This is a genomic window from Cellulomonas sp. ATA003 (assembly GCF_031582905.1).
In the GTDB taxonomy this organism is placed as follows: Bacteria; Actinomycetota; Actinomycetes; order Actinomycetales; family Cellulomonadaceae; genus Pengzhenrongella.
The window spans coordinates 833,143-850,320 of sequence record NZ_CP133990.1 but is presented as its reverse complement, the minus strand read 5'-3'; the positions used below and the strand labels follow the sequence as shown (position 1 = coordinate 850,320).

Genomic DNA, 17,178 nt, shown 5'->3' with positions numbered 1-17,178 from the left:
TACCCGTTCGAGGGCTGGAGCACGGACGCCTCGCCGCGCAGCTCGTGATCGTTCCGGACGATGTTTCTGGTGAACCTGCCCAGGCCCTTGCATCATCGAGAGCGGTCACGAGAAGGGGTTCCTCCTGGCGTCAGTTTTTGAGCAGCGCCGACGCGTCGATCGAGCCGCGGTCGAGTGTGCGGACGATGCGGTCATGGGTCTGCCGGGGCAGGGTACGAGGTCCCGGCTCGCCGAAGGGGTGCCTGGTCGCGCCGGTGCGTCGTCGAGCAGGTCGTCGAGTCCGGCGCGGGCGAGCAGGAGGAGGCCGTGGGTGGCCCGAGTGCATGCGACGGCCAGACGCCCGAAGGCGGAGTTGAACTCATCGAGACCGTCGGCTCCCGACAGCGGGTGAAGGGCGATCGTGATGCCGTTGGTCTGGCCCTGCCAGGAGTCCACCGTCGAAGCGACCAGGACGTCCGCCGGGAGCCCGTGACGCTCGATTAGGCGGTCCACCACGGCGTGAGCATCATCCACGGCCTGGTTGCGTGTGGCGAGGATGACGATGAGCGGGTCCGCGCCGGCTGAGGCGACCGAACGGGTTCGCATCTCCCCAGGGGCGCCGTCGGGCGCGTACGCCCGCTCGCGAAGCTCGAAGCCGCGCTCGAGGAGCTCATCGAGGAGGCGCTCCACGACCTGCATGAGAGGCAGATCGACATCTGGAGAGTCCGGATCGTCGAGTCCGGTCACCTCGAGGAGCGTCGGTCGCCCGGTGCCCACCTGATGCCAAAGCTCGGCCGCGATCCCATCGTCGAGCGGGGTGACGAGCGACCGGTCACCCGGCGCCGCGACGCAGTGCAACTCCTCCCAATCCGGATAGAACGCGCGCCAGAGCGGCAGCTGCTCCGCCGTGGGACGCCAGACGGTCGGCAGATCGCGAGCCCAGGTTACGGCGTCGCCCTCGAATGTGGTCGGCCAGGCGCGGTAGGGGTTGTAGCCCGCGTCCCCCGCCACGGGTTCTCGCCAGGGTCCAGAGGCGGAAGCTGCCCCACATCGCCGACGCCGACGACGACGCGGCCCAGGCCACGAACCTTCGCGAACAGGTGTTCGGACATCTGCCAGGCCTCGTCGACGAACAGGACGTCGAACACCGCGTCGCCGTCCGCGCCGAGGTGATCTCGCAGGCGGCGCGCCTCGCTGGGTGCCCCGAGCCGGCTCGCCGTTCCGACGACGACCTTGACCTTTCCGGGCAGTTCGGCGGTTCTGCGGACCACCGTCGCTGCAGTGGTGACCGGGTCCGGGACCTGCACGTCCTTCCCGGCCAGCAGTGCGACAACGTCCTTGCCCAGCTCCTCGGCGAGCCTGCGCGCTAGCGGTTGCACCTGCTTGTTGGTGAATGCGGTGACCGCGACCCGCTTGGCGCCCCCGGCGCTGAGGGCGTGATGCACCATTCGCACCAGGGCGAAGGACTTCCCGGCGCCGGCGGACGCGCGCAGCAGGACCCGCTCCGTCCCGGACGTCCCGCCGATCGCCCCGGTGACTGTCGACAGCGCTTCATCGACCACCGCGGCGTTCGCAGCGGCAGCGGCCGCGTGGTGGATCCCCCTCGTCGGAGTGACTCGCGGCGCGGAAGACGATGGCCGTCACTCGACGTCGTCCATCGTCGCGCCGTCCGGCACGTCCGGGAGCTCGTCACCGCCGGGTTCGCCGAGAGCCTCGTCACCCGGTGCGACGAACCGCTCGAAATCGAGTACGGGCGGCCACGCCTCCGGGTTCATCTCCCTCGCGCGCGCCGCGCGGCGTTCTCATCAGCGCGCTCTGCGGCGGAGACCTCGTGCGACTTGCAGCAGTACTGGTGAGCCGACGGCGCGTCGTCGTAGTCGCCGACTGCGCAGTCGGCCTTGGGGGCAAGCACGTCGTCCGGGGCGGGGCGGGCGATGTTGAGCTGCTTCCCGCTGAACTTCAGCTCCCCGATCCTGTCCACATGCGCGACGATCACGCGGTCGCCCAGTGCCAGGGAGTGGGCAGTCGCGATCGACCACGTCCACTCACCCTCCGTGTCGGTCGCAGCCAGCACACCGCTCGTCAGACCCTTGAAGGTGAAAGCGGTCTTGATTGCCTTGACCTCGATGTCGGCGCGCTCGACCTCGGCTACCCCGTTCACGTGAAGCGCGACCAGGGCCATACCGTCGACCAGCGCCCGCGCCGTCGAGTGGACCAGAAGGGGGCAGTCGAGACGACCTCCACCTCGAAGTACTCGCGGTTGCCGGCGTCGCGCGCGAGGTCGCGCGCGCCTCCGGCGTCGACGAGCGCGCGGAGGACTCTGGCGCAGCGGACGTCGGCCTCCAGCAGGGGCACTACTCGGTCCCGCCAGAACCGGGCCGTCAGCGAGAAGCGGACGAGATCGGAGGCGTGGAAGGCCAGCCGTCGACGCCAGACGGCCTGGGCCGCCGCCTCGATCGACTCGTGGACGACGGACAACCTCGACCGCGGCACACGCCCCAGGAGCGCCACGGCGCGGTCCATGACGTCGGTGCGGAACGTGAGCTCGTCCCGGACCAGCGCCTCGTACGTCTCCCAGTCCTCGTCCCGCTCGGCTCGGTGGAGCTCATTCGACCTCGTCGTCGTCATGCGGGCTCCTGGCGCGTTGACCCGGGCTGCGACGTCATCACTAACAGCGCGGTGGGCCACCGCACCGGTCGCCTCGCCCCACTCCACGAGGTAGTCGAGCCGACCGGCGTCGGAGTACGGCCCGCCTGTCACGAGGTGGCGTGCCAGCACCTCCTGTATCGCGACGAGCGGCGATCGCAGGCTGAACGCGCGCGCGCGGTCCTCGTCCAGGAGGAAGCTCGCGCCCAGCCTCGCGGCGTCCGGCATGGCGGGCGGGATCGTGGCTTGTGCACCGTCGAACGTCAGGGCGGGGCGCCCCTGCGCCACGTCGCGTTCCCAGCTGAGCCGGCTGATCTCGACGCCGGCGGCGGAGTCGGCCATCGTCGCGAGGATGTCTGCCGTGGACCGGTCGGCGACGCACAGGTGGACGGGCCGCCCGTCCGGGGCGTCGTCAAGCACAGACGCGACCGCCTCGCCGATCATCGACAGGATGCGCGTGCGGGTCTGCGGAGTGCGGGGCTCGCGGAAGATGCGCTGCCGCCAGGCCTCAGTGCCACCGTCACGGACGACCCGCACCGCCGCGCCGTAGACACCGAGGGCCGCTGAATCGGACTTGGCGATGACGACGTTGACCGTGGCGGGCTGGCCGACCGGGTCGACGCGGCGGGCCGTCGTCCACTGCGGGATGCCTGTCAGCGTGGCTCTGACAGCGAGCTCCTCTCGCTCCGTCAGCGCGGTAGCCGCGGACGGGTCGGCGAGGAGTGCGGAAGCCGCGGGTCGGCTGCGCTTCGGCACCCCGATCTCGACGAGGAGGTCGTGCGGGTCCTCGGAGCGTCGGAGCCCGTCCCGGCAGTAGCCGAACAGGGAGCAGGTGACGCAGCGGCCCGGGTCGAACTCCGCGAGGACGTGGGCCCAGGAGGAGTCGACGGCGGCGGAGGACGTGTCCCCCGGCCCGTCCCCCTCGGGGCCTGCCATGGCCGCAGCGGCGGCACGGCGCTGGGCGAGGCGGCCTCGCACCTCCGCCCGGTGGTCGCCCATCCGCTCGACTACGAGCTCAGGCCGCAGGTAGGCGGATCGCGGCACGGCGAGGAATCCGGACTCGTGCACCAGCATGCCGGCCGGCTTCGCCGTCCATCGGTCGATGGACTCGGCGCCGAGCGCGACCTGCAGGAAGCCCTTCAAGAGCCGACCGTCGTCGATCCTGGACCGGATGCGCTCGTAGTCCTTCGCATCACCCGCGATGAGCCAGGAACCGTCCGGCCCGTCAGCAACGGGTCGGCTCGTGACGACGAGGAAGTCGGGGAGCACGGGGGTCGCCGCGTGTCCTTCGAACCCTGCCATCGGCACCGCGGCCTCGGTGAGCATCGTCGCGATGCCCCGCTCCGCAGCGCCCTCATGTGCCTCGGCGAGGGCCCTCACCGTCCGCCGCTCGGATCGACGGCACTGCGCATGCTTGACGCCGGACGGTCGCTCGAGGCCCAGCCGACCGACACCGCGGGTCATCAGCTCGGAGATGAACGCCGTGTCATGCACAAGCCGCTCGAACAGCATCGCGCGCATCCAGCGCGCCTCCGGGATGACACCGGAGACGTCAGGGAAACCCAGCTCCTCTGCGAGCTTGCGCCTCGTCCGCCCGGTGAGCAGGGGATCCGTGTTGCGGAACCGTTCACACCCGGCGTGGGCGGAACCCGCGACCGCGCTGGTGCCGCCTCCGAGTGCTACTACCCCTGCCATTGCTCAACCCGCCCCACTCGTCGTCCAGCGTGCGCCGCCTCGCCTGGACGACGGGAACCGGCACCAACTGCCCATCGGCGTGGACGTGGTCCGGCTTGACCTCGACCCGCCGTGCTCTGAATCACAGACTGGCGACGAGCTGGTCCACGCCCGGCATGCTAGGGGTTCGGCCTGACACGAGCGGAACTGTCCGATGCCTGGCTGGAGAATTCACCCGCAGGACGACGACACTGCCGGCCGCTTCACAACTAAGACTTAAGCCACATCGACTAGGTCGCCCACGGCCGGCGTGGAAGCCGAGACAGCTATGGCACGTGAGCAGCGTCCGACGGCGGCTCACTTCTTGCGCAGGCTCGCCGTGGAGAACTTCGGAGACCTCGCGACATCAGCGGACGGGAGCATCGCGCGACGCAGCTCCGGAGCTTGCTCGGCTGCGCTGGCCATGGCGCGCAGAGGCCTCAGTGGGCCGCGAGAAAGGCCTCGTAGCGCCGCTTGAGCCGTACGGCGTCAGGTCGGTCCCGCTGCGACGTCGGCACCACCATCAGAGCCCTGTTGTGGTGCTCTTGGATGCCGTAGCGCAGCATCGGGCCGTCGATTTCGCCCAGGATGTCCTCACGCACGTGGACCGTCAGGTCCGGCCTGATGCCGAGGATGTTCTCGTCGTAGGCGCCGTGGTGAATTTTGCATAGCGCCAGGCCGTTGGAGGTCACCGGGTCACCCTCGGCGTGAGCGTCCGCGGTGATGTGGGCCGCGTCGAGCAAGTTGGCATGACGGAAGGAGCAGATCGCGCACTTGCTCGTGTATGCCCGCATCACGCCCGCACGGAAGGCCGGCTGGTGCAGCCTTTGGCGGGTCATGCGCTCAACGTAGGCGCGGATGGCCGGGTCCGCCTCCTGGCCGACGTCAACCATGCGCTGGTCCTCACCGAGCGCGACGACGAACTGCTGGTGCTCTTGCTCCTCGGCGAGGAGGTAGACCGGGTAGTTGGCCGCGTAGAGGCCCTCGGCGAAGCCGTAGAACCAGATGAGCGGCAGCCGAAGTGTCATCGCTGACCGGAGTGCGCGATTTTCAGCGTGGTCAGGATCGCTGCCGCGCCACTTGTATCGAAGGAGGCCGTCGACGCCCAGTCCATCCTCGTACGGGCGCTCGGCGCCCTCGCGCCGGTAGACGGTGCGGATTGAGAGCGCAGCCGCCATGCCAGCCGGTTTCCGGATGCCACGCTGGCGATCCATCAGAGGAAGTTTTTCACCAGCGAACATGAACTCTTCAAGGGCACGCTGCGTCCAGTACTCGACACCTTGAGCTCGCTGGGCACCTAGCCAGCTCTGGGCGGCGAGGCGAATTGCGAGCTCTCGCTCGACGGGACTGATGGCCATCCATGGAGCTTGGCCGGCCTTCCGCCGAATCACAAATCCGTGGTCTGGGCTGAACCCTCGCCGGCTGCTCACGAACTGCGAGAGCTGGTCCTACGCGGGACACGCTTCCATGCCTCGGTCAAGCGGATGGTGGCGGGCGCAGAGCTCGCGATCACGGCCTGGGCGCGTTGGCGTCGAACCACCCGATGAACTGCTTGACCGTGCCGATCTGTGCGAACCGGCCGGGCCACCACCCTTACCTCACGACACGGTGGGCTCGTCAGGTGGCCGGCGCGATGAAGGCCAACCCGCTCCGCGTCTCTGCGCGCGACGACGGCACCGCAGCCCCTGATGGCGGTCAGTCGTCGGACACGAGACGGTCCGGCGGGCCGCTAACCCCACAGCCGAGTGCGCGCCCAGATCACCGATGATGATCTATGAAGTACCTGGTCGAGGTCAACGGCACTGTGCATCCGCCGACGCAGGTGCTCGCCAGAGCCACCCGGCTGGGATCGTCAGTCATTCACGACAATGGAGGCGCTGCGCGTTCTGTACAAGATCGCTTACTTGTGCCGCGAGGCGAGCAGCATTGCCGACGGAGGCCGCGGCTGGCGCCCGGTATCGACGTCAGCGGATCGCCCCTTGGAACCAGGCGATCGCATCACAGCGTTGGAGGCCCCAGTCGCGACCGCGCAGGAGGCGATCACCTGCTTGGCTGCTCGCGTGCGCATCCTCGAGGGCGTGAGTTGACAGCGGCGCAACCTCTGCCGTTAGACGACGGTCCGCGGCACGTCGAGGTGAATCTGGACCCGAAAGCAGGAGCATCTATTGAGGGTCGCCCGCCAGAGCGCCTTCACCGTGGTTCGACGCCGGCACCTGGTCCCGCGCATTTGCGATGTGCACCTGATGGTAGCCGCCGTTGTCTATGTCGGTGAGGGCGTTGTAGACGGAATACGCGACCTCCTTGGTGCCCTTGACGGAGAAGACGCCTGACGGGGTGTAGTTGCCTGCGATCCCGACCCAGTGGTGGCCCTTGGTCCAGTCGACGCGGCGTAGCCCGTCGAGCATGCGGTGCATCGCCACGGACCGCTCCTCCGGACCCACGTGCAGAAGTTCGTTGCCCATAGCGCCGACGGCGGCCAGCACAGGGCCGCTGCTGGCTAGCGACTTCTCACGGTCGACCACTTCGGCGTGGAATGTCTCAAGGTAGGCGCCGATCCAGTCCGTGGCGGCAGCGGTGAGCTCGCGCAAGTCGACGTCGTTCACCGGTGCGGGCCGTGCACCGTACTGGACTCCGCTGATGCCCTTGGCGACGTTGACCACCATCTGCCGCAGGCTCTGCAGGGTCATGATCTTGTTGCTGGCCTTGGCGAGCTGGCGGGACATCTTCTCCACACGCCCAGCTAGCAGAGCGACGTTGGTCTCGACGTCGGTGACGACCTGCATAATCGGGTCCTGGGTGTCCATGGACAGCCCAAGGCTGGCGTTGGGCTTCACGGCCAGGATATTCAGGTCGTGGAAGTACTGGCGTGCGTCACGCGTGCTGATGCCATGGTGGACGATTCCGACCAAGGGAAACGCGCGGTGCTGAGATCGCGTCTTGTCGTCGATGGTGATCGAGCGGCCCAGGGCGTGGTGTGCAGTGAGCTGGGTCTCGCCGTCGATGGCAAGCAGGTGCTCGCCGTTGGGCACCAGGGCATACGTGGTCGCGCCCACGACGACGACGTCGAGGGGCGCCGCGGACCACAGGTGCATCGGAGGAAGCACTCCGGGGATCTCTCCACGCACGAGCTGCTCGATGTAGCGGGTGTACTTCGGGACGTTGGACTTCTTGTTGCCCGATAGGGCTCGCTGGATCAGTTCATGCATGGCCCGCTCCTCTTCGATGGCGGGGTCGTCGTTGCCACGCTTGCTGCCCGGCTGCAGCACGTCAGGGTCGCGAGTGATGGTCCGAAGCTGCTGGAAGCTGGTGGCGGCAACGAAGCAGGTGTCGCTGAGGCGCACACCCTTAACGTACGCGCCGGCGGACAAGTCGAGATTTTCAGTGATGCTCACGGAACGCCTTCTGTTCTTGGTGATCGTTCGAGCCTCGTCCATCTGGGACGAGCGCGGGTGACCGACCGGTAGTGCCGGCGACACGGGGTCGCCGGCACTACCGGTCGGGTGGCCTACATGCGCTCCTCGAGCTGGTTGTCGTCGAGCGGCTCGAACTCGGCGTCGACCTCGGCGCGGTACTGCCCGACGAGGTCGACGTCTTCGCGGATGTAGCGCACGGCCTGCTGGTTGTTCAGGCGCTTGAGGTCCTTGAACTCCGCGTTCAGTGCCTTCTTCGTCGGCTTGACAGGGTTGCGGTCGCGGTCGTAGGTGGTCCGCTCGTCCTGGACGGTGCGCGTGCTGTGCCGGTTGTAGAAGGCCTCGTAGTCCATCAGCAGGCGCCAGTAAACCCAGCCCTTCGGGACGAGCAGCAGCTGCCGGCCGTCGACGAACGGCAGGTGGAGGCTCCGGGTGGTCCAGCTCAGCGTGGTGGCGTCCCACACGGGGCTGACTTCGGTGGTGGCCCCGACCGCCAGGCTCGGGTACGTGATCATCATCTGTGCAGTGAAGTCGGCCAGGACGTCGAACACGATCCGCGTGGTCAGGTCCGAGATGAGGTCGTGCCCGACCCCGTCGATGAACAGCGGGACGTCCTCGAGCTTGCGCAGCGCCGCGTGAAGGCACGCAGGGTTGGTGCGGAGCTCGTGCCACAGGAGGGCGCCCATGCCGTCGCCGAAGCCGTGTCCGGCGACGCCGTTGGCGGACATGCCCAGTCGGGTCTCGTTGGGCTCGTGCAGCTGCTGGAGCAGCTTCTGGCCCTTGTCCCGGTCGGCCGGGTGCGGGCTCCGCGCGCAGCGTGAGACCTCGTCGAAGAAGCTCGTCAGCTGGAGCTGGGCGGCGATCGCGTGCTCCGCCGGGCTGTTGCGGATCGCACTGGGGTCCAGGAAGAGCAGGTTGTCGCGCTGGACGTGCACGTTCAGGAACGGCAGCGCGCCGGTGAGGTGGTAGTGCTCGCTGATGGTGGGGTCCGCGCTCGGCGGAAGGGCATGCGACATCGGTCACTCCAAGTGGCGTGCGGGTTGCACGGTTGGAGGCCTGGCGGCTTAGACTCAAGGTGTCAACACGGATCACGGGCCGCCAAGCCTGTTGGTCGACGGGCCGACTCGAGGTAGGACTCGAGTCGGCTTTCGTCGTTGTCGGGCCGAGCATGGCACACGTGGCCCCTCGACGTCCACCGACACGCTTCGGACACTCTTGGGAAGATCTTCAGAAGTCTCCGGAAGACCCCTAAGCGTTCACACGCTCAACTCGGCGTCAGAGCGTCCTACTGTCGGGAGCATGCGTTGGACGCGGTCGGCGGCCTCGCTGATGGGCACGTGCTCCCAGATGCGTACGACGGTCCAGCCAGCGGCGGTCAACCGTTGATCGGTGTCCGTGTCCCGACGTTGGTTGGCGTGGATCTTCGCTGCCCAGAAGTCCGCGTTGGCCTTGGCGGTGCTGGCATGCTCTGGACATCCGTGCCAGAAGCACCCGTCGACAAGTACGACGAGGCGTGCTCGGGTGAAGACGATGTCCATGCGCCGGCGCGGCAGTTCGGGCAGGGCCAGGTCGACGCGGTAGCGAAGCCCCCGGCGGTGCAGTTCGCGGCGCAGGGCCAACTCAGGGGCAGTGTCACGCCCCCGGGTGGCCTGCATCCGCTTGCGGACAGCAGGAGTGGAGGCCGCTGGGGTCGATCGCGCGACCTTCTCGGTCCGGTCACCGCTCACCCGAACAGGACACTCCCTCCCGCTCAGATGCCGGCGAACGTGACGTCGTAGCTCTGCACGACCCGCCCGATCATGCGTTGGTAGGAGTCGACGTCGTCAGGCCTTGGAGCCGGGGGATCGGTGATGAGCGTGACCGGCGTCCCGTCGTTGCGCATGGACACGACCATGGCACCGAAGGCGTCGAAGCCGTCGGTGCCCGGGCCGGTGCGTCGGTCGATCTCGCGCATCTTGGCGATGGTCCGCGTGACCGCATGCTCGGGGTGGATGTTCACCGTCGCGTTGCGCTCCCGCAGGTCGTACTTGTTCATGTCGGCACTGAGGAACGTCGGTGCCGCGTTGATCATGGCGAATCCGACCGCCAGCGCCTGTTGTGTGTCGGCATGGACGGTCGAGTAGCTGGAGCTGAGTTCGTCGAACAGGCGAGGCAGCGCCTTGATGTGCGCGGTCATGCACGCCTTCGCCTCGAGCGCCACCAGCACGTTGCCCGCCGTGCCTTCCACCAAGGGCGCGAGCTCCGCCAGCCGGGTGCGCTGCTCGGGCGTCAGACGCAGACCCCATCGCAGGGCGAGGTCGTGCATGGTCGCCGGTGGCCGCGAGAGCGGAGCGGGTCCTGGTCTGCTGATGACCAGGTCGAGATCCTTGGTGCGATTGGTGCGAAAATCCCGCATCTGGCGGTTGATCCCGAAGGTCACCTTTCCGGCCCGAGCATGTGCAGCGAAGGTCTGCGAGTGCTGCAACAGATCGAACAGGATCGCCCAACACGCAACCTTGGAGTGCCGGTCCGAGCGAGAGTGGTACTGCCAAAGGTTGCCATGCTTGTCGGGGACTGCGGGAAGGGACAGGGTCCGGGTGATGATCTCGGGACCGTCCACTATGGGGCTCTCCTCGTCTACTCGTGCGCCGTCAGGACTGCAGTTTAGGCGGCGACGAGCTTCTCACGCTGACGCATGATGTCGGCATGGGCGCGGATGTCGTCGAGGAACCCGTCGACGAAGCGCAGGTTGCCGCTCTCGGCGCGCTTGAGGAAGCCTGTCGTGGCGCGCAGCGAAGGGGCTTGGCGTCGATCAGGAAGTCCTCCAGATGGTGGTACGACGACATCACGGGCCACGTGGACACGTCAGCCCGGTACGCCACCCCCGCTACCCCACGCAGCCGTCGGCCAAGGATCGCCGGGCTGAAGACCTCGATCGGCGCTGGCGTCGTACTGGCCAGGTTCGAACAGTCGGCGCCCTACCCAGGCAGCCATGGGAACCGGCACCGCATTGCCGACGAGCTTCCAACGGTGTCCCAGGCGAGTGCCGGCATCGCGCACGGATGCGGTGGTCCAGTCGGGGTCGAAGCCTTGCAGGCGTTCGGCGTCGACGAGGCCTGGTGTGACGATGCCCAGCCCGAGGTCGTGTCCCTCGCGGCGGTAGACAGCTGGGGGGCTGGCGATCCCGATGGTGCTGCCTCCCTTCAGGGTGGGCACGGCGTCGACGGCCCAACCAAGGCCGCGTACACCTTCGGTCCAGTAGAAGCCGCAGTCGTGATCGTCGGCGACTTCGAGCCCAGGCAGGTCGGGGGTCACATCGTCGGCGAACAGCACAGTTCTCGGGTCTTCGGTGCGCGAGGCGAGTAGCACGACGCGCAGCCGTCGCTGGGGAAGGCCGAAGGCGCGGGCGTCGACGACGCGGTAGGCCCACCGGTAGCCCATCTCCTCGAGTGCCTCGGTGAGGTGGCGCATCGCTCGTCCCCTGTCCAGCTGCAACATGAAGGGCACGTTCTCCAGCATCAGCCACCGGGGTCCGCCTCGCTGGCGTCGAACCAAGCGCAGCGCGTGATCCACAAGGCCGGACCGCTCCCTCCGATTCCGGCGGTGCGCCCAGCTTGAGACAGGTCTTGGCATGGGAAGCCACCCGCGACAATGTCAACCTTCGGCAAGGACCTCAAGGTTCGGATGTCGGGGTGCAGTTCCGCATCCGGCATGCGGTCCGCGAGAACGGCAAGGGCGCCGGCATCCACTTCGCACAAGAGCTCAGATCTGTGGCCAGACTGGGCCAGGCCCAGCTCGATGCCGCCGATGCCGGCGAACAGCCCGACGACGCTACCGCCGTTACTCACGCCACTACCTCACTTCGTGTTCCTGTGAGCAACACTCTAGACACGCTCCTCGGTCGGCTGGAGAGGCGCGCCGCCCGGTCTGAGCGAGACCCTGTCCTGTCATGTGTCGCTACTGGGTGCGGGCGGCGTCGCCGCGGTGATGGAGTGATCCTGACAGTTGGGTCTGACAGGGACCGCGCTGCGGCAGGCCCTTCGGCAAGTGGCGAGCTGATCCGCGCCAGCAACCGGCGGCACCGCAGAGTAGTCGTCGCCCTAGCAACGAGCTTGCAACCCGCCGGCGCACCGGGTGCCGGTGGCGACCATGGGCAGACCCGCCAGGAGCCGTCCACCGATCCCGACGCCGACGGCGATGCCGCATCTCGAGGCCGGAGTGGACGGGCCGCCGGAGGCCTCGACACGCCGGCCGCCCGCGACCCTTCACCCACTCGGCGCTTCGCCGAACACCGCGGATGAGGGATGATGCGCCCCGTGACGACGCTTGAAGACATCCTGGACAAGCTGTACTACTCCGCGACGGATGAGCGGGACAAGGGCGACAAATTCGAGCGCCTGATGCTCCAGTTCTTCAAGACTGATCTGCAGTGGTCGGAGCGGTTCGCCGACGTGTGGATGTGGACCGACTGGCCAGGCCGCAACGGCAAGCCCGATACGGGGATTGACTTGGTCGCCAAGGACGCCATGACTGGTGACATTGTCGCGATCCAGTGCAAATTCTACGATCCGGCGCACTACCTGGCCCGGGCGGACATCGACTCCTTCCTGGCGGCGTCGGGCAAGCAACCCTTTCGTCAGCGGCTAATCGTCAGCACTACGGACAAGTGGGGCAAGAACGCCGAGGACGCAGTCGAGAATCAGCAGATTCCGGTGCAGCGGTTGAGGTTTATGGACCTGGCCGAGTCCTCGATCGACTGGTCGCAGTTCGACGTCTCCACCCCGGAGGTCATGGAGCTCAAGGACCGCAAGCAGCTCCGTCCCCATCAACGGACAGCACTCGAGAAGGTGCGCGCGGGCTTTCAGACCTTTGAGCGAGGCAAGCTGATCATGGCTTGTGGTACGGGCAAGACGTTCACTTCGCTACGGATTGCCGAAGACCTGGTTGCTCCCGGCGGCACGGTGCTGTTCCTGGTGCCCTCGATCTCCCTGCTGTCGCAGACGCTACGGGAATGGTCGCTTGAGACCGAGGCCGCACTGCGCCCGTTCGCTGTCTGCTCCGATACCAAGATCGGCAAGCGCGCCAACGTCCCGGGGGATGAGGACATCTCCGTGGTTGACCTTGCGCTGCCGGCTACGACCAACTCAGACCGGCTGCACGCGCAACTTGCGGAAACGGGCTCCGGTGCAGGGAAGCTCACTGTCATCTTCTCCACTTACCAGTCGCTCGGGGTGGTGGCCGAGGCACAGTCAAAGGGCTTATCCGACTTTGACCTCATCATCTGCGATGAAGCGCACCGCACCACTGGCGCGACGCTGAACGGCGAGGACGAGTCGGCGTTCAAGCGGGTGCATGACAACACGTTCATCCGGGCAGCGAAGCGCCTTTACATGACCGCGACCCCGCGCATATACGACGACAACTCCAAGGCGAAGGCTGGCCAGGTCCAGGCGGTCCTGACGTCCATGGACGACGAGTCCGACTACGGCCCTGAGTTTCACCGGCTGGGCTTCGGCGAGGCAGTCTCCACCGGGCTCCTCACCGACTACAAGGTCCTGGTACTGGCGGTGGACGAGAAGGACGTCTCGAGGACCTTCCAGGCGCAGCTCGCGGATGACAACTCAGAACTACGCCTGGACGACCTCGCCAAGATCGTCGGCTGCTGGAACGGGCTGGCTAAACGTGGGCACGCCGAGTCTGGATTCGGCGACGACGCGACACCGATGACTCGGGCTGTCGCGTTCGCAGGCACGATCGCCAAGTCGAAGCAGTTCGCACAGATGTTCGGTGAGGTGGTCGGCGACTACCTCGCGCACCAGCGCCTCGCGGCCTCGGGCGATTACTACGACGTACCCGGGCAGGCCAGTACCGGCCATAGCCCGCTGCGGTGCGAGGTCGACCACGTCGACGGCACCTTCAACGTCCTGGTCCGCAACCAGCGTCTGGACTGGCTCAAGGCCGACACGGACGCCAATATCTGCCGGGTGCTGTCCAACGCCCGCTGCCTGTCCGAGGAGTAGATGTGCCCGCGCTGGACGCGGTCATGTTCCTCAGCCCGCGCAAGTCCGTCGTCGACGTCGTGCAGTCCGTAGGCCGTGTGATGCGCCTATCGCCGGGTAAGCAGTACGGCTACATCATTCTGCCCATTGGCATCCCCGCCGGCATGACGCCCGAAGATGCATTGCGGGACAACAGCCGCTATGCGGTGGTGTGGGAGGTGCTACAGGCCCTGCGTGCCCACGACGAGCGGTTCAACGCGATGGTCAACAAGATCGATCTCAATCAAGGCCGCGATGACCGCGTTCAGATCATCGGTGTAGGCGGCGAGGCTGATGACGGCGACTTGGGGTCGTCCGCCGATAAGGGTACTCAGGGGACTCTGAACCTGCAGTGGCTCGACGAATGGCGGGACGCCATCTACGCCAAGATCGTGACCAAGGTAGGTGACCGTCGATACTGGGAAGATTGGGCCAAGAGTGTCGCGGACATTGCCCGCGCACACCGTACGCGCATTGAGGCGCTATTGGACAACCCAGAACTGCCCGTGCATGACCAGTTCGACGCCTTTCATGCCGGCCTGCGCGGGAACCTCAACGACTCGATCAGTCGGAGTGACGCGATCGACATGCTCGCTCAGCACTTGATCACGCGCCCCGTGTTCGATGCGTTGTTCGAGGGGTACTCCTTCACAGAGCACAATCCGGTTTCTCAAGCGATGCAGGCGATGCTCGACACGCTTGAGCCTTACAACCTCAAGGCGGAGAACGAGACCCTCGGGAGGTTCTACGAGTCGGTGCGCTTGCGCGCGGCCGGCATCGACAACGCAGCGGGAAAGCAGAAGATCATTGCAGAACTCTATGAGAAGTTCTTCAAGATCGCTTTCCCGCGGGCGGCGAAGGCACTGGGGATCGTTTACACCCCCGTGGAGGTCGTTGACTTCATTCTTCACTCGGTTGAGAACTTGCTGGGGGAACACTTCGGCGCCTCGCTGACCGATCGAGGCGTTCATGTCTTGGACCCATTCACCGGAACCGGCACGTTCATCGTTAGGTTGCTTCAGTCCGGGCTCATCCGCCCCGACGACTTACTCCGCAAGTACGGCGACGAACTGCATGCCAATGAGATCCTGCTCCTGGCCTACTACATCGCCGCGATAAATATCGAGGCAGCCCTTCACGACCTAGTCAGCGAGCATGGATCACCGGAAGGCTACGTACCGTTCGACGGCATCGTATTGACCGATACCTTTCAGATGTCGGAGCGCGACGACACAATGGATGCGAAGATCTTCCCGGCCAACAACGCGCGCCTGTCAGAGCAGAAGACCCTTGACGTCCGCGTCGTCGTCGGCAACCCTCCATACTCAGTGGGCCAGGCAGCGCAGAATGACAACAATGCCAACGTCAAGTACGCGACTTTGGATGAACACATCTCGCGAACGTATGTCGCGCGAATGAGCCGTAAAGGCAAGCACAAGCTGTTCGACTCATACGTCCGCGCGATACGCTGGGCCTCAAACCGTATCGGCGATGCCGGCGTGATCGGCTTCGTGACGAACGGAGGCTTCCTTGAGGCTGGCTCGGCGGACGGCATGCGCAAGACGCTGGTCGAAGAATTTGACTGGATATACGTCTTGAACCTTCGCGGGAATATGAAGAAGACGGATTGGCAGGCGGAAGGCGGTCAGGTTTTCGGAGCCGGGAGTCAAACGACAGTCGCCGTGGTGTTCCTGGTAAAGACCGGCGCATCGGAAGAGCCTGGGACCGTGAAGTATGCCGCCGTGGCCGATCACCTCTCCCGGTCGGACAAGATGGCATTTCTCGCCGGGAAGTCCATCGCCGATATCGAATGGTCTACCATTGAGCCGCACCAATCTGGGGACTGGCTCGAGCAGCGCACGGCCCAGTTTGGCGAGTTCTCTCCTCTCGCTCTGGTGCGCGGCGAACAAGGAGCCAGTGTGCTCGGATCGCATACGTTGGGGCTTCCAACGAATCGGGACGCTTGGGCCTACAACTCGTCCAGAGCTCAACTTGAGACCAACATCCAACGAACGATCGCAGTATTCAATGGCCACGTTGACGCTGTCCAGGAAGCCGTGGCTCAGGGGGCGCGGGACAGGAAGGCGGTCGTCGAGGCGATAATCGATCGAGATCCGACAAAGATGAGTTGGGATGCCACTCTTGAGTCGGACCTTATCCGAGGGAGAAGGGCCTCCTTCGATCGGAGTCATATCCGGAAGGCGATGTATCGTCCGTTTTACAAGCAGCATGTGTACTTCGATTCGCAATTTAACGCGAGTACGCTCCAACTGCCGTCGATGTTCCCTGCTTCAGATGTGCCCAATTGGGGCTTCTACGTCGTAGGGAAGGGTTCGGGCGTCGCCTTCTCCGCACTAGCCACGGATTGCATTCCGGATCTTCATCTTACCGGCGCGGGTAGCGGGGCCGGTACTTTCCTCGATGGACCTACGTGCCAGCAGGCGTCACCGTCGAGCAAGGCGCACTGGCCCTCGACGGCGAGGAACCGGAGGTGATCGACGGCTATGAAAGATACGACAACGTCACGGACGCAACGCTGTCTCGCTACAGAGAAGCTTACGGGCAAGACGTAACCAAAGATCAGATCTTCACTTACGCGTACGGGGTGCTGCATTCGCCAGCGTATCGCGAGGCCTTTGGTGCCGATTTGAAAAAGATGCTGCCCAGGCTCCCGATGGTTTCCTTGCGCCCGGATTTCATCGCATTCTCGGAGGCTGGGCTCGCACTGTCAAACTTGCACTTGGGCTATGAGTCGGTCGAGCCCTGGTCGCTGCAGATCACAGGCGAGCCAGAGTCGCAGCCGCTATTTCACGGCGCAGATCGCGACCTCTATCGAGTAGAGAAGATGCGATTCGGCAGGAAGGGCTCCACGAAAGATCGCTCAACGGTGCACTATAACTCGCGGATTACTGTCACCGGCATCCCTGACGAAGCGCACGAATACACCCTGGGCTCCAGGTCAGCGATCGAGTGGATTTTGGAGCGCTACCAGCTCAAGACCGACAAGGCGTCGGGCATCCTCAACGATCCGAATACCTGGTCCAGCGACTCGGGCAATTCACGTCATATTCTCGATCTGCTCCGTCGAATAGTTACCGTAAGTGTCGAGACTGTACGCATTGTGCGATCCCTCCCTGAGGTGGAGTTCCTTGCGGTCCCGGCGACCGGTGCCGATGTGGAACAGCTCGATGTCACGTAACCGCACCGGGAGCTCGGGAACCTCCCGGGCAGAGAAGCCGGCAGGGTCTCTTCGTCGTCGCTGCGCTGGTGGGCGGACTAGCTGTTGTGGCTCATGAGGTTGGTGACGCCGGCGGGGGTGTGAGGGAGGGGTAGGTCCCGGCGGCAGGATGGAAGTGCGACCAACCTCCTGCGAGCTGAAGGACCTACCCCTCGATGACCCACGCTAACGCTCC

14 protein-coding genes and 1 pseudogene are annotated in these 17,178 nt (G+C 65.8%); 3 read left to right on the top strand and 12 right to left on the bottom strand.

Annotated elements, in window-relative coordinates; genetic code table 11:
- Positions 1-105: 105 nt before the first annotated feature.
- The 12 genes and pseudogenes from REH70_RS04270 to REH70_RS04215 form a co-directional block, all read right to left on the bottom strand.
- Positions 106-726, bottom strand: a complete 621-nt coding sequence (locus tag REH70_RS04270) for a hypothetical protein (protein WP_310752568.1) — start codon at positions 724-726, stop codon at positions 106-108.
- 197 nt (positions 727-923) lie between these two features.
- The gene (locus REH70_RS04265) at positions 924-1,541 is read right to left on the bottom strand and encodes an AAA family ATPase (RefSeq protein WP_310752566.1); all 618 of its coding nucleotides are present in this window, start codon (positions 1,539-1,541) and stop codon (positions 924-926) included.
- A gap of 78 nt (positions 1,542-1,619) precedes the next feature.
- On the bottom strand, positions 1,620-1,754 hold the full coding sequence (locus REH70_RS04260) for a hypothetical protein (protein WP_310752564.1): 135 nt from the start codon (positions 1,752-1,754) through the stop codon (positions 1,620-1,622).
- The gene (locus tag REH70_RS04255; protein ID WP_310752562.1) at positions 1,751-2,161 is read right to left on the bottom strand and encodes a hypothetical protein; all 411 of its coding nucleotides are present in this window, start codon (positions 2,159-2,161) and stop codon (positions 1,751-1,753) included. The genes REH70_RS04260 and REH70_RS04255 overlap by 4 nt, the downstream gene beginning before the upstream one ends.
- Positions 2,137-4,146: a hypothetical protein gene (locus tag REH70_RS04250; protein ID WP_310752560.1), complete on the bottom strand. Its 2,010-nt coding sequence runs from the start codon at positions 4,144-4,146 to the stop codon at positions 2,137-2,139. The genes REH70_RS04255 and REH70_RS04250 overlap by 25 nt, the downstream gene beginning before the upstream one ends.
- Before the next feature lie 632 nt (positions 4,147-4,778).
- Entirely contained in the window at positions 4,779-5,696 is a 918-nt protein-coding gene (locus REH70_RS04245; protein ID WP_310752558.1) for an HNH endonuclease, read from the bottom strand.
- A gap of 804 nt (positions 5,697-6,500) precedes the next feature.
- Positions 6,501-7,730, bottom strand: a complete 1,230-nt coding sequence (locus REH70_RS04240; protein ID WP_310752556.1) for a DNA sulfur modification protein DndB — start codon at positions 7,728-7,730, stop codon at positions 6,501-6,503.
- 113 nt (positions 7,731-7,843) lie between these two features.
- Positions 7,844-8,764, bottom strand: a complete 921-nt coding sequence (locus REH70_RS04235; RefSeq protein ID WP_310752554.1) for a hypothetical protein — start codon at positions 8,762-8,764, stop codon at positions 7,844-7,846.
- A 240-nt stretch (positions 8,765-9,004) separates the two neighbouring features.
- Positions 9,005-9,475, bottom strand: a complete 471-nt coding sequence (locus REH70_RS04230; RefSeq protein WP_310752552.1) for a very short patch repair endonuclease — start codon at positions 9,473-9,475, stop codon at positions 9,005-9,007.
- A gap of 23 nt (positions 9,476-9,498) precedes the next feature.
- On the bottom strand, positions 9,499-10,347 hold the full coding sequence (locus REH70_RS04225) for a hypothetical protein (protein WP_310752549.1): 849 nt from the start codon (positions 10,345-10,347) through the stop codon (positions 9,499-9,501).
- Positions 10,348-10,391: 44 nt separating this feature from the next.
- Positions 10,392-10,583 carry a hypothetical protein gene (locus tag REH70_RS04220; protein ID WP_310752547.1) on the bottom strand — a complete coding sequence of 64 codons (192 nt, stop codon included), beginning with the start codon at positions 10,581-10,583 and terminating at the stop codon, positions 10,392-10,394.
- Positions 10,584-10,592: 9 nt separating this feature from the next.
- Positions 10,593-11,575 (bottom strand): annotated as a pseudogene (locus REH70_RS04215) (DNA cytosine methyltransferase).
- A gap of 468 nt (positions 11,576-12,043) precedes the next feature.
- Here REH70_RS04215 and REH70_RS04210 point away from each other — a divergent pair.
- Genes REH70_RS04210 through REH70_RS04200 form a run of 3 tightly spaced genes read left to right on the top strand, consistent with a single transcriptional unit; the run spans position 12,044 to position 16,964 of the window.
- Entirely contained in the window at positions 12,044-13,747 is a 1,704-nt protein-coding gene (locus tag REH70_RS04210) for a DEAD/DEAH box helicase family protein (RefSeq protein ID WP_310752545.1), read from the top strand.
- A 2-nt stretch (positions 13,748-13,749) separates the two neighbouring features.
- Positions 13,750-16,260 (top strand): type ISP restriction/modification enzyme, encoded by a 2,511-nt coding sequence (locus REH70_RS04205; protein ID WP_310752543.1) that lies wholly within the window; start codon positions 13,750-13,752, stop codon positions 16,258-16,260.
- Positions 16,197-16,964: a type ISP restriction/modification enzyme gene (locus tag REH70_RS04200; RefSeq protein ID WP_310752541.1), complete on the top strand. Its 768-nt coding sequence runs from the start codon at positions 16,197-16,199 to the stop codon at positions 16,962-16,964. The genes REH70_RS04205 and REH70_RS04200 overlap by 64 nt, the downstream gene beginning before the upstream one ends.
- Positions 16,965-17,178 lie beyond the last annotated feature (214 nt).